General features: G+C 42.5%; 11 protein-coding genes and 1 pseudogene. 3 read left to right on the forward strand and 9 right to left on the reverse strand.

Annotated elements, in window-relative coordinates; all coding sequences use genetic code 11:
* Positions 1-42: 42 nt before the first annotated feature.
* Together HUS61_RS16145 and HUS61_RS16150 are read right to left on the reverse strand one after the other, a co-directional pair.
* A complete protein-coding gene (locus tag HUS61_RS16145) occupies positions 43-771 on the reverse strand; it encodes a spondin domain-containing protein (protein WP_175083144.1) in 729 nt (242 codons plus the stop codon).
* A gap of 9 nt (positions 772-780) precedes the next feature.
* On the reverse strand, positions 781-1,482 hold the full coding sequence (locus HUS61_RS16150) for a spondin domain-containing protein (protein WP_175083145.1): 702 nt from the start codon (positions 1,480-1,482) through the stop codon (positions 781-783).
* 205 nt (positions 1,483-1,687) lie between these two features.
* Here HUS61_RS16150 and HUS61_RS16155 point away from each other — a divergent pair, with 205 nt between their 5' ends.
* Positions 1,688-2,059, forward strand: coding sequence for a DUF4870 domain-containing protein (locus HUS61_RS16155; protein ID WP_054563699.1), 372 nt, complete (start codon positions 1,688-1,690; stop codon positions 2,057-2,059).
* Between the two features lie 57 nt (positions 2,060-2,116).
* Positions 2,117-2,551 carry a YqaA family protein gene (locus HUS61_RS16160; RefSeq protein ID WP_175083146.1) on the forward strand — a complete coding sequence of 145 codons (435 nt, stop codon included), beginning with the start codon at positions 2,117-2,119 and terminating at the stop codon, positions 2,549-2,551.
* Here the strand turns inward: HUS61_RS16160 and folX are convergent.
* The 6 genes and pseudogenes from folX to HUS61_RS16190 form a co-directional block, all read right to left on the reverse strand.
* Entirely contained in the window at positions 2,548-2,907 is a 360-nt protein-coding gene (folX, locus tag HUS61_RS16165) for a dihydroneopterin triphosphate 2'-epimerase (RefSeq protein ID WP_175083175.1), read from the reverse strand. The two genes, HUS61_RS16160 and folX, sit on opposite strands and share 4 nt — an antisense overlap.
* A gap of 2 nt (positions 2,908-2,909) precedes the next feature.
* Positions 2,910-3,464 carry a GTP cyclohydrolase I FolE gene (folE, locus tag HUS61_RS16170; protein WP_058585381.1) on the reverse strand — a complete coding sequence of 185 codons (555 nt, stop codon included), beginning with the start codon at positions 3,462-3,464 and terminating at the stop codon, positions 2,910-2,912.
* A gap of 18 nt (positions 3,465-3,482) precedes the next feature.
* A complete protein-coding gene (gene folM / locus HUS61_RS16175; protein ID WP_062566254.1) occupies positions 3,483-4,202 on the reverse strand; it encodes a dihydromonapterin reductase in 720 nt (239 codons plus the stop codon).
* 248 nt (positions 4,203-4,450) lie between these two features.
* A complete protein-coding gene (nadE, locus tag HUS61_RS16180; protein WP_054563697.1) occupies positions 4,451-5,287 on the reverse strand; it encodes an ammonia-dependent NAD(+) synthetase in 837 nt (278 codons plus the stop codon).
* A 67-nt stretch (positions 5,288-5,354) separates the two neighbouring features.
* A complete protein-coding gene (locus HUS61_RS16185) occupies positions 5,355-5,981 on the reverse strand; it encodes a YceH family protein (protein WP_175083147.1) in 627 nt (208 codons plus the stop codon).
* Positions 5,982-5,996: 15 nt separating this feature from the next.
* Positions 5,997-9,362: pseudogene (locus HUS61_RS16190) on the reverse strand (ATP-binding protein).
* A 165-nt stretch (positions 9,363-9,527) separates the two neighbouring features.
* Between HUS61_RS16190 and HUS61_RS16195 the strand changes: the two are divergent.
* Entirely contained in the window at positions 9,528-11,810 is a 2,283-nt protein-coding gene (locus tag HUS61_RS16195; RefSeq protein WP_175083148.1) for a penicillin acylase family protein, read from the forward strand.
* Here HUS61_RS16195 and HUS61_RS16200 read toward each other — a convergent pair.
* On the reverse strand, positions 11,803-12,903 hold the full coding sequence (locus tag HUS61_RS16200) for a GGDEF domain-containing protein (RefSeq protein WP_181447786.1): 1,101 nt from the start codon (positions 12,901-12,903) through the stop codon (positions 11,803-11,805). The genes HUS61_RS16195 and HUS61_RS16200 overlap by 8 nt on opposite strands.
* Positions 12,904-13,115: the final 212 nt, after the last annotated feature.

Here is a 13,115-nt window from a genome sequence, read left to right on the forward strand (position 1 = left end):
CAGAGGCACATCCTTATGACCTCGGTGTAAGGAGTGCGATTATTATTGCGTCCGCGTTATCGTGATTCGAACAACCGGGTTATCAAACTTATGCTGGCTGGTGAGCACAGAATTTGTCAGGCCGTCATCTTGACTAACCACACCTGGGTGCATTGCAACATGGTTAATATCGTCGCGCATTTCGTTGTAACCTTCGCCTGAGTCAGCAGGGCCTGGGATCGTGCCTTGCGCTTCAGTGTTAGCTTCGGTGCCTGCATCATAGGCAAAACTAGTACGAGACAGTGACTCATTAACCGCTAACGAAGACACGTCTATAGCATTAAGACCGGTAAACGCGTCATTTGTATTCACCAACATGGTTGCTAAGCTAATTTTTAATGAATCAAGCTCACCTGTTGTCAGGGTCAACGTGACTTGCTCACCTGGTGGTAATGGGCTTTCTGCTGAAGCTGCTTGCATTGTCATTTCTGCTGCGAGTAGCTCGCTGTTATCGCCGCCTTCAGCCATAATTTCAAGTGCTTCAGATGCTGGCTCGCCAATTTTCCAAAGCATGCCTTCGGTGTGAGCAATCACAGCAACAGGGGAGAAAGGTTGAGCAGCGGTGAGATTGACTACCTCCACCATAAATTGATGATTTGTCGCCATCTCACCCATTTCCATTGTCATTTCTTCCAGCGCTTCATCCATGTTGTCTGATGATTTATCTGAATCCCCACAAGCCGCAAGGCCGGCACTTAATGCGAGGATAATTAAGCTTTTTGAAAAGCGCATAATAACCTCCTATTTAACCGTAACTGTTAGCATCGCAACTGGGTTTAACCATCTGTGCACGGTGTTATCAAGGTCACTCATACCCGCTTCTAAATCGTCGTCACCTAAATTACCCGGATGAATATGCACCATCATATTGGTTTCGTTACTGGTGACGCCGCTGCCATTCATACCCGCATTACCACCTGGTGCGGCAGGAATGCCTAGCGTGCCCGGCATACCTGAACCCTCAACAACAAGCTCATCATTGGCTTCGGTGCCTGCATCATACGCATTGAGATAAACAGTATAGGTACCAGCTTCGGTTGGGATCATCCAACTATCTAAACCTACAAAGCCATCATTGGTAGGCAGTAGCATGGCTGTTAGAGATAAGTAGCTATTGCCATCCTTGGTGGATAAGCTCGCCATCGTTGAGCTTGCTGGGGCTAATAAACCTTCAGCTGGGTTGGCAACCATGTCGCTGTTTGCGGCTGTGGCTTCAGTCATTAATGGCTCGAGATTGCCACCTTCAGCCATAGTCTGTAGGGCTGTAGAAGCAGGCATAGCAACGCTGAAAAGTTTGCTATCACTGTTATGAGCCGTAATGAGAATAGGGGTAAAGTGTAAACCTTGCGTGAGGTTAGTTAGTTTTATATCAAGCTCAGCAGCTTGGCTTGCAAGGCTAGTTACTGCGCATGCAGCGAATAAAGTTAAAGGTAAAGCTTTCATGTGAGATTCCTGTTTTTGATGATTCAAAACCAGTATCGAATAGCAATATCCAGAAACCCTCACGAAGTTATCACATTTTTATCACAACGTTGATTACAGCCTTTTTTGCTGGTTGAGAGTTTTAAATTTAACCAATTTAACTAGGGTAAAAAGTCATTACGGTTTATAGTAGAGAAACAAACAGACCCATAACAAGGAATTTAAAATGGATGATAATCAGAAAGTTGAAATAATTGTGGCAGATAAAGAGCAGCGCACATGGGCAATGTTTTGTCACTTAAGTGCCTTAGCAGGCTTGCTTTTCCCGTTTGGTTCGGTGATTGGGCCTTTGATTGTTTGGCTTGTAAAAAAAGAAGAAATGCCACTTGTTGCTGAGCATGGTCGCAAATCATTAAACTTTCAATTAACCATGATGATTGCTTACATTGTGTGCTTTATGCTGATGTTTGTTGTCGTTGGAGTCATCCTGCTGCCATTAGTAGCGCTATTCTCATTGATTATGGTGGTAGTATCGGCGATTAAAGCCAACGATGGTAAAGAAGTTAAATATCCAATGGCGATAGAATTTATAAAGTAAACTAATTGCCATATACTAAAAGCTCAGCCATTTGCTGAGCTTTTTTATGTGATGTTTATGGCCTACTTATCGTTATTTTTCAGCGCGTTTATTTCCGCAACCTTATTACCTAGCTCTTCAGAATTAGTAATGACAGCTATGATAGCCAGTGGTGACTATCTACTTTGGTTGTTATGGTTAAGTGCAACTGTAGGCAATGTGCTTGGGAGTTGTGTGAATTATTGGCTGGGCACGCAAGTCATGCGATTTAAAGAGCGTAAATGGTTTCCCGTTTCACAAAAGTCGCTAGACAAAGCCGAACAGCAATTTAATAAATACGGTATTTACAGTTTGCTATTTGCTTGGCTGCCTATTGTCGGTGACCCTTTAACGGTTGTTGGCGGAATTTTTAGGGTTAAGTTTTCAATCTTTTTGTTACTCGTGACCCTAGGCAAAGGCGCACGTTATTTAGCTGTGCTTGCCTTTGCGGTAGGGCTTGAAAAGCTATTTTAGTTTTTTTGCCAATCAAGAGTCAGTGATACTGAATCAGCAAAGCGCAGCGCATGAGGTTTATCGACGCGTACTTTGGCATAGTGAACGCTTTGATGCTGGTGGCAAATTGCTAAAATCTCAGCAACCAGTTTTTCTAACAGCAAAAAGTGGCCTTCTTCGACAAGGCTGATCACTTCTTTAGTAATGGTCTTGTAGTTTAGCGCTTTATCGACTGCGTCAGTTTCACAAGCTTGATCAGCAGGGTAATGAATTTCTAAATTAATCACTACATCTTGTTTTTTCTCACGTTCCTCAGGGTTAAAACCTATAAAGGTTCGTAGCCTGAGGTTAGTGACATTAATAATTGCATTGGCCATCATTACCCTCTAACTAGTTGTAAAAACTCGTTACGGGTTTTTGGATCGGCTCTGAAGTTACCTAACATAACCGATGTACGCATGCTTGAGTTTTGCTTTTCAACACCGCGCATCATCATACACATATGTTTTGCTTCAACGATTACACCAACACCTTTCGCGCCTGTCACTTCTTCAACCGCTTTAGCAATTTGATGGGTTAATTGCTCTTGAATTTGAAAACGACGCGCATACATGTCAACAATTCGCGCAAACTTAGATAAACCAAGCACTTTGCCATCAGGAATATAAGCAATATGGCAGCGGCCAACAAATGGCAGCAAGTGGTGCTCACACATAGAGTAAAGCTCAATGTCTTGGATCAATACCATGTCATCGGCATCTGAAGTGAATACCGCATTGTTGGTGATTTCATCTAATGTTTGACGATAGCCTTTAGTCAGATACTCCATCGCTTTTGCTGCGCGTTTTGGTGTGTCGAGTAATCCTTCACGAGCAGGATCTTCACCTACTGCGGTAATTATTTGTTGGTAACTATTTTTTAAATCATCGTGCATAGCTTTCTCAGTAATTCGTTATTTTAAATGTCTGCCACCATCAACAGGCATAGAACGACCTGTGATGTAGTGACTGCTTAGTAATAGTTCTACGCTGTTAATAATCTCGGCGCAGCCGGGCTCAATGCCCATTAGCGATTTCTTTAATGTTTTGGCTTTGTATTCGTCGCTATCGTGTTCATTAAAGATAATTAACGAAGGGGCGATAGCATTCACTTTAATGTCTGGTGCAAATTTAGCGGCAAACGACTTGGTTAAATTATCAAGCGCTGCTTTGCTTGCTGCATAAGCAAGGTGCTTAGGGCTGCCTTTTTCAACCACATAATCGGTTAAGTGAATAATATCTGCGGCTTGGCCACTGTTTTGCTGATAATGCAGTAGCAAATCAGAAGCTGCTAAATTAATTAAATAGGGCGCTTTGGCGTGGATACGCATCATGTTATCGAATAGGTCTGCGTAATCGTGGTTATTTGCTTCGCAATCCCAGCTAGACGCATTATGGATAATTGCCTTGAGCTGGTTGGTATGGGTTTTTAATTCTTCGATAAAATGCCCGATAGCTTGGTCACTATTAAAATCAGCATGGATGCAAATAGCGCCTTTACCTGCAAGCACATCAATTGCTTCATGGCGGGTACGGTAAGTGACTATGATTTCTTGCCCTTGCGCTAAAAAGTGCTCGGCCAGAGCGAGTCCAATACGTTGGCCTGCGCCAGTAATTAAAATGGGCGATGACATAAACTAATATAAAACCTTAGATTTTTGATTTGAAATGTAATGTATTTAACTGTAACAACTATAAACCAAATTACAGAACTATTTCATCTTTACTGCAATCATGTTGCTAACTTTTACGTCAAGCATAGCGCTCTAGATCATTTAGCGCGGCCGATAATGAGTGATTGAAGGTTTTGAATATTGCTAAGGGTCTGTACGAGGAAGGAAAAAGGGCAATTATTATTGCCCTTTTAGTGTTTTAATCGTTTTTAAAGCTCGTCGTATACCGTTGGGATCGCTTGGCGCTTATGTTGAGTACGTAAGTAAATTGCTGTTAGCTTTTCTTCGACTTCATTGCTGACTTCTTTACCTTCTAAGAAATCATCAATTTGATCGTAAGTGAGGCCAAGCGCTTCTTCGTCAGTTAGACCTGGGCGATCACACTCTAAGTCGGCCGTTGGGGCTTTATGTACAAGGACAGCTGGCGCTCCCAAGTGCTCAGCAAGCGCACGAACTTGACGCTTTGATAAGCCAAATAAAGGTGCCAGGTCACATGCTCCGTCACCAAATTTTGTGTAGAAGCCAGTGATGTTTTCAGCACTGTGATCGGTACCAACAACTAAGCCTTGGCTGAAACCGGCAATTTCATACTGCGCAACCATGCGTTGGCGTGCTTTTACATTACCTTTGATAAAGTCGATTTTAGCTTGCTCTGGTAATTCAGCACCACCACCAACAACCGCGGCCATTGCTTGTTCATGCATGCCATCGACAGCCGCTTTAATGTTAACCGTCATACGCTTACTTGGTTGAATAAAATCTACGGCTAGTTGTGCTTCGTCTTCATCTGCTTGTACGCCGTAAGGTAAGCGCACAGCAATAAATTGATATTCGTTAGTGTTGTGCTCTTGGTTTAATTCATCCACCGCTAATTGGCATAAACGGCCACAGGTTGATGAGTCAACACCGCCACTGATCCCTAATACAAGTGAGCGAGAGTGCGCAGCAATAAGTCGGCTTTTAAGAAAGTTAACACGACGGGTGATTTCCGCTTTTACATCAATAGTTGGTTGGACTTTCATTTCCGCCAGAATGTCGGCACGCATGGTAGAGCTCCTATTTTTCGTTGTGGTTGTCAGCGTTTTTTACATTATGTTACGGGCGCGGTTTTTATTAAAGACCTAAATGCGCTTTTATTGCGTTAATTTGTTGCTTAAGATCTTCGATTTCGCTTCGTAATTGTTGCACTTCACTACTGTTATCTTGAACAGGCTCATTAGCAGCCATGTCCTCAGTAATGCTGTCTGGGTCAACAAATAAGTGCATGTAGCGGCTCTCTCGCTTTCCGGGCTCTCGAGCTAAGCGCGCAACATGTTCTTGCTCTATAAGTGCATTTAATGCGGCTTCGACTTCATTGACGTTACTAAACTCAGCGAGGCGGTTGCTGCGTGTTCTCAACTCGCCTGGTGTTTGCGGGCCACGTAACAGTAACAAACAGATAATGGCGCGTTGTTGCTCAGTAAATTGCAAACTGCCAAATTCGGTATTACAGAAGCGGTGAGCATATTTATTTACACGCCCAGATAGCCCTTCATCAACCGTTACTAAGCGTGATGCAATAAGCTCATCGAGGGTATCTTGGACTTGCGCTTCAGTGAGAGACAATACAGGTTCACGGTTAGATTTTTGATTACATGCATTAGTCAGTGAGTTTAAAGATAGCGGGTAATGTTCGGGTGTTGTACTTTGCTTTTCGAGTAAACAGCCAATAACACGTTGTTGAATTGATGATAATTGCATGGTTTTACTCTCTTTTTATTCTTCAGTGCTTAGCCACACTGTTAATTTTTTATTGAGCGAGTCAAATTTAAGGGGTTTGGTGACATAGTCGTTCATACCTGCGTTTAAACAACGTTCTTTGTCACCTTGCATCGCATTTGCAGTGAGTGCGACGATATTAACCCCCTGATGAGCTGCGCCTGCTTCACCTGCCCGAATGGCTCGCGTTGCTTGGTAACCATCCATTTCTGGCATTTGGCAATCCATTAACACTAATTGGTAGGGGCTTTGCTCTCGGCTTGAAAGTTGTGCAATTGCTTCAAGGCCATTTTCAGCGATATCAAAACTAATGCCTGCTTGCTTTAGCAGCGAACCTGCCACCATCTGATTCACTTTATTATCTTCAACCAGCAAGACTTGCGACTCAGTATTATCGCTACTGGTCACGACCTTGGTTATTAAGGCCTCTTTATTAACCTGCTGCTGTTCAATGTATTTGTCGTTCGCCAGTGAATTAAATAAATCAGACTGCGTTAATGGTTTAAAGATAATACTCTCAACTTTTAATGTTTGTCTCGTTTGTTTTTCAGTAAGACTCATTGGGGCCATTAAAATTCGTTTACAGCTGGTGGCATTAAAGTATTTTAAGAATGCTTGTTGGTGCTCTTTTGTTGCGCTGCTATAAAAAAGATAATCCACTAAAATTGCATCGCAGCCATTATCGGTTGGCATTGCAGCACGATTGAGTAAGCTTGGCATATCAGTATAGGTCTCGACCTCTGCTCCCCATAGCTGCAATTGTTTTTTGGCAATATTGCTACTGAGCTTACAATTATCAGCAATTAAAATATGCTTTTTATCTATAATGTGGCTTGGCTCTGGCGCTTGCTTTGTATGATCACGTTTAACTTTTACAGTAAAATTAAAGGTGCTGCCTTCCCCGTATGAACTAACCACACTGACATCACCATCCATTAACTGACACAGCTGTTTTACTATTGCAAGGCCAAGCCCTGTACCGCCGTATTGGCGTGTAGTTGATGCATCCGCTTGCGTGAATGAGTCAAATAAAGTGGCTTGCTTTTCGGGCTTGATACCTACACCCGAATCAATAACAGAGCAGTTCAAGAACAATTCTTCGTTGTTTGTTTCGAGTTTGGCGATGACGATAATCTCACCATCTTTTGTGAATTTAACCGCATTGCTAACTAGGTTATTGATGATTTGTCTAATCCGGTTTGGGTCGCTAATGATAAAGCCGTGATTAAGGTGTGTGGTATCTAGCAGCAACTTGGTATTGTTTTGTTCTGCTTTAATGGCAAACGATTCGATAGTATCGCCAAGTAGTTTTGATACATTAAAGCTAACATTTTCAATATCGAGCTTACCGGCCTCAATTTTAGAGAAATCTAAAATATCGTTAATGATATGCAATAGTGATTCAGCCGATGATTGCGCCAAATCTATATGGTGGTTTTGCTGGGTGTCTAGTTTGGTTTGTTTGATGATATTGAGCATCCCGATCACGCCATTCATAGGGGTGCGGATCTCATGACTCATGCTTGCTAAAAATTCACTTTTGGCTTTTACTGCTTGTTCAGCAGCTTCTTTTGCTTGAACGAGTTGTTGTTCGGTCTCTATACGGCGCTGACTTGCGTGTAAACTACCAATGAGTGCCGCAACTGCGATTAAAAAGCTTTCTTCATTTTTACTCCAATGTCTGCGGTTATGACATTTTTCGGCGCACACAACCCCCATTGTTTTGCTACCAGTAGGAATGATCACTGTCAGCATTGAACGTATATTAAACCAATCAAGGTAGTTGCTACGTAGGTCACTAGTCAGTGGATGTTGTTGTGCATCACTGGCATTAATTACAGCGTGATTGTTAATGGCATCAAAATAATTTTGAAATTCAAATTGTTGTAGTGAAATCGGCTCGCTAAATTCAGGCTGGCTTTGGTCGTGAATAGCAAAGGTATTGAGCGACTGGCGGTCGTCACTAAATAGCCAAATACTCGCGCGATCAATATCAAAAGCGTGACAAATTGCTTGCACAATCACATGTTTAGATAAGTTAAGGTTACCAGTCAGTACAGCATCATTAACGGTAAGAGAGGCTAAAATCTCATTATGTAAGGCTATTTTGTTGTTTTCTAGCTCATCTCGCTTACGGGTATCAATATTTTGTAGTGAACCAAAAAGTTTTATACAACGGCCATTTTTATGCTCGGCTTCGCCATGTAGCAGCACCCAAACCTCATCACCTTCAGCAGTGATGATTTGTACTTGAGTTTCAAAACTCTCACCATACTTGATTGCACGCTCGTTAAGGCGACGAATTTTATCTCGGCTTTCACCCGCTTTGAAATGTGTAAAGTTAGCAGGCCACTCTGGTTGTACATTAAGAGGAAACTTAAAAATTTGCTTGGTCATATCAGACCAATAGACGGTTCTTGTCTCTAGATTAAAAGACCAAGCGCCGACTTTAGCAAGACTACTCATGGTTTCTAACATACGTTCGCTTTTGTACTGTCTTTCGACCATGCGTAAAAAGAATACTGAGGCGCCAGCAAATAAAATACAAAATAGAATAATGGCCAGTCTAAGCGGCCAAATAGCAGAACTTGGTGGCTGCCATCCAGATTTTGGTGTGGCGTACATCTGCCACTCACCACCTGGAAAGTTAATTCTAAAGCTCAGAGGGTTTGTGTTGAGCACGTCCTTAGAGCCGAAGAAAAAATCACCTTTAGCACCAAGGCCATTTTTGCCTTGTAGGGCAATATCATAATGCTGACTTAGCGCGATTAACCCCGAGTTCGTGTAAATTTTGTCTATATCGAGGACAACAGAGAGGAGCCCTCAAAAAGTGAGTTCTGGTGGAGTGAATACGGGCATTCTTGCTATCAATGCTTGACCACCTTGCACCAACTCTAAGGGGCCGGCCATAACAATACGGTTTTCATCCCGTGCTCTAATTGCGTCGTCACGCTGCGCTGGGTTTTCTAAAAAATTTAGCCCGATAGATTTCTCATTACCCACAAGAGGGTAAGTCATCTGAATAACCATATCAGGGGCCGCGCCGATGTTTCTAAGCTCTGAAGACGTTGAAAATAAAGGGCTAGCAATTTGCGTGAAGCGGGCTTGGTCTAAATTGGGTTCGGCTGCAACGGCAACCGCCAAGCCGCGTACAAGTTGAATGTTAGATATTAAGGTGGCTTCGAGCTCTGCACGATAGGCACTTACTTTTGCCAGCTCCTGTGCACGAAAAGCATCTTTCTCGCGGCTGTAATTAATTTGGTCGATTACAAGGCCAATCACGATGATACAGGCAAGTGAAAACCAGAAGGCTAGCTTCAGTTTTTGTAGTTTTTTATTATCTGTTTCGGTCGCTAGCGGCATGAGAAATATCAGGTTTTATACTATTTACCTACTATAGACAATTTCTGTGGTAATTAACAATGAACAGCAAATCTATAAACCTAATTTCAATTATTTGTATCGCAACACTATTCTTTCACAAAACTAAGGTTAATATAGTGTTACTTTAGCGCAAGGATAATTGGCATGTTTAAGATAATCAAATGGTTACTAATTGGTTTGTTCGTTGTAATGTTACTCGCAACGGGGCTTGTTTATGGCGTATTAAACTTAAGTTTACCGGCACTTGATGGTCGCGGTAAAAGCGACGCTATTTCGCAATCAGTTAAGATTGAGCGAGATACCTTAGGACAGGCTGTTATTCATGCCGAAAACCGATTAGATGCAGCCTATGCTCTTGGTTTTGCTCATGGTCAGGACCGATTCTTTCAAATGGATTTACTGCGCCGTAATGCTGCAGGTGAGCTTAGTGAGTTATTTGGTAAAGCTGCCGTTGGGCTTGATAAAAAAATGCGCTTTCATCAGTTACGTAAACGCAGTCAGATTGCTGTCGCGCAGTTACCTGCTAAAGATAAAGCGCTATTAAAAGCGTACGCGAATGGGGTTAATGAAGGCCATGCGCAAGTGGGTTTCGATAGCTTTGAATATTTACTCACAGGCGCTGAAGCAAAACCTTGGCAAAGCGAAGACAGCTTACTAATCATTTTTAGTATGTATTTAGATTTACAAACGGCCACCTTTGAGCGCGACAAAACACTGATCGAAATCGAAGATTTATATGGTAAGGCGATGGTTGACTTTATTACTCAGCCTAGCCTTTATCAAGCGGCACTCGACAACAGCCAATTAGCACCTTATGACGGCGGTATTCCTAATCTCAAAGACCCTCAATGGGCTATGACTGACATTGCAGACCGAAAGGAACTTGGTAGTAATAACTGGGCGGTTACTGGGCAGTTAACTGAAACTGGTGCTGCAATGTTGTCTGACGATATGCATTTATCGTTTGCTGTGCCAATCATTTGGTACCGTGCCCAGCTCAATTACCCACTCAATGGTGAAAGGCAGCAAATTACCGGTGTGTCATTACCAGGGGCTCCTGCCATTGTTGTTGGTACCAATAATAAAATAGCTTGGGGATTCACCAATGGTTATTTAGATACAGCCGATTGGATAGCCCTTGAGAGCAAGGAGAAAACCTGGCAGATAGATGAACCTATCTTACTAAATGACGGCAACAGCGAAAATTACGCTTTGACCATGAGTGAGTATGGCCCAGTTAAAGAAATTAACGGCAAATCTTATGCGCTAAGTTGGGTTGCCCACCATGAGTATGCGGTTGATATGGAGTTACTTAAGCTTGAGCAAGCAAACACGGTTGATGATGCACTAGCGCTTGCTGCTGAGGTGGGTATTCCTGTACAAAATCTGATGGTTGTTGATGATAAAGGTAATGCAGCTTGGAAGAATATGGGAGCCGTGCCTGCCCGTAAAGAGCCCCATCAATTAGCGGTGGCTGAGCAAGCGTATCCTGCACAGTGGCACGAAAACGAAACCCAGCGTCCATTTGTTAAAAACCCAGAAAGTGGCCGTTTATGGACGGGCAACTCACGAGTTGTTTCCGCAGAGGATGACCAGCGCTTTGGTAATGGTGCTTATGCCATGGGGGCTCGCTCGGCACAAATTCGCGACCGCTTATTTGAAAAACAACAGTTCAACGAACAAGATTTTTATGACTTACAACATGATAACGAAGCGCGTTTCTTAACGGCTTGGCATAAACTGCTGGTCAAACAGCTTAGCAACGCAGGCGATAAATACGCCCTGTATTTAAAAGAGCTAAATAATTGGCAGGCGTGTGCTTGTAGCGACTCAATTGGCTACACCTTAGTAAAGCGCTACCGCAGTGAAGTGATTAACGGCTTATTTAGCCCATTAGAGAATAAGCTAAAAGCCCTCGATAGTAGTTTAAAACCAGTAAAACGAGACTTAGAACCTGCTGTTTGGCAACTTATCGAAGCGCAGCCTCAGGCATGGTTAAACCCTGAGTATGCAAACTGGCAACAACAAATGATAGGAGCCTTTGACCGCGTTATCACTAAACTAACCGATCAATATGGTAACAACCCGCATAGCTGGGAGTGGGGCAAGGTTAACGAATTAGTGATTGAGCACCCATTTGCCAAGCAAATACCTGCACTGAAAAGCTTATTGAATATGCCTACGGAGCCTGGGTTTGGCGATACCTTTATGCCTTCGGTGCAAGGACGTAGCTTTGGTGCTTCACAGCGCTTTATTGTTCAACCTGGGCACTTAGATAAAGCGATAATGGCTATTCCGGGTGGGCAATCAGGGCATCCATTGTCAGAATTTTATCGTGCCGGGTTTAACGATTATGTCAGTAAGGGTTTAACGCCATTATTGCCACAAGAGATTGCCCACAGTATCACTATCGATGCGGTTAATTAACCGCATCAGCATCTTTGAAAGCAGGATGTTGGCCTTTAGCAATGGTAGTTTGGTTGCGTCCTGCGTGCTTGCTTTTATAAAGCGCTTCATCAGCGTGTTGTAGCATTTTTTCTATTGAAGCGAGCGGTTGCCATTCAATAAGCCCAAAACTCATAGTGACATTGAGATCGGGGAATTCATGATGCACCTCTAGCTCGGCGATTTTTAAACGTAAGGTTTCAATTTTTGCAAAGGCCTGCTTTGCATCTGTATTAGTTAATAAAATTAAAAATTCTTCACCACCCCAGCGTACCGCTATATCTTCATCATCAATAAATTGGCGAATTAGCCTGGCAACATTAACGAGCACCGTATCACCTTTTTCATGACCATAATTGTCGTTAATACTTTTAAACTTATCGATGTCAGCCATAACAATACAAAGACTGCTCTCAAGCTCTATGCTCTTTTGATGTGCAGCAGTGATTAATTTTTTTGCAAAACGGCGGTTGTAGAGCTTAGTGAGTGGATCGCGGGCTGCCATTTCTGTTAACTCAACCCTTTGTGACAAAGTGATTTCTCTGATTAGACCCATGCCATAGACCATAGGTAAACCGGCAATAATAATATTGATTACATTTACATGTGGTAGTAACTCTGGGTAAGCAAAGCCGTACTGAACATCTGAAAAAAATACATATAGCAGGGCGAATATCGCAATCATCACTAAGCTATATAAAGCTGCACGCTTAAAGGTTAATTGATAATCGATCATTAAAATACAAGATACAGTCCATAGGTAAAACTGAAATCCTGCACCTAAGCCAAGGGTGGCACAAACAATGACCGCATGAATAATTACTTCAAGGCAAAATACTCTAAGTGCTAGCGAAGTTAGTCCTTGCTTAATTAAAAAGATGCCGCTTGCCCAAGCAAGCACACTCAAGATATTAACTAAAGCAAGCGTATTTGCCCCTATGTGAGCAAATACGGGGATCAGCAAGACATGAACAATCAACGCGAAATAGGCGATTTTAGAAATAATCAGAAATTTAACGTGTTCAATCTCTTCTAAGCCAGATTGCTTTGATTGTTTTAGTAAGTGTTTGATCAATCCAACCTCAAATACACATGGAGAGTAGCGTAATTATAGATGAAAAGTTGAGCAATGCAGGTTTATAATTGCTCGCTTTTGCTTTGTAAACGCATGCCACTGATGTTTATGAATGAAGCTAAGCATTTGTTCACATCATGTTTGTTAAGCTTGGGGCTTGGCAGAGTGGGCATTTGATGCCACTCTAGTTAAAGCTAATCTAGAAACATGCT

It is taken from the genome of Pseudoalteromonas sp. 0802 (assembly GCF_013350085.1).
Taxonomy (GTDB): Bacteria; Pseudomonadota; Gammaproteobacteria; order Enterobacterales; family Alteromonadaceae; genus Pseudoalteromonas.

Bases quoted from the DNA above. Each gene is read 5' to 3' on its own strand.
- HUS61_RS16150 (WP_175083145.1), bottom strand. From the start codon at position 1,482: ATGAAAGCTTTACCTTTAACTTTATTCGCTGCATGCGCAGTAACTAGC.
- folX (WP_175083175.1), bottom strand. From the start codon at position 2,907: ATGGCCAATGCAATTATTAATGTCACTAACCTCAGGCTACGAACCTTT.
- HUS61_RS16145 (WP_175083144.1), bottom strand. From the start codon at position 771: ATGCGCTTTTCAAAAAGCTTAATTATCCTCGCATTAAGTGCCGGCCTT.
- HUS61_RS16160 (WP_175083146.1), top strand. From the start codon at position 2,117: ATGGCCTACTTATCGTTATTTTTCAGCGCGTTTATTTCCGCAACCTTA.
- nadE (WP_054563697.1), bottom strand. From the start codon at position 5,287: ATGCGTGCCGACATTCTGGCGGAAATGAAAGTCCAACCAACTATTGAT.
- HUS61_RS16195 (WP_175083148.1), top strand. From the start codon at position 9,528: ATGTTTAAGATAATCAAATGGTTACTAATTGGTTTGTTCGTTGTAATG.
- folE (WP_058585381.1), bottom strand. From the start codon at position 3,464: ATGCACGATGATTTAAAAAATAGTTACCAACAAATAATTACCGCAGTA.
- folM (WP_062566254.1), bottom strand. From the start codon at position 4,202: ATGTCATCGCCCATTTTAATTACTGGCGCAGGCCAACGTATTGGACTC.
- HUS61_RS16155 (WP_054563699.1), top strand. From the start codon at position 1,688: ATGGATGATAATCAGAAAGTTGAAATAATTGTGGCAGATAAAGAGCAG.
- HUS61_RS16185 (WP_175083147.1), bottom strand. From the start codon at position 5,981: ATGCAATTATCATCAATTCAACAACGTGTTATTGGCTGTTTACTCGAA.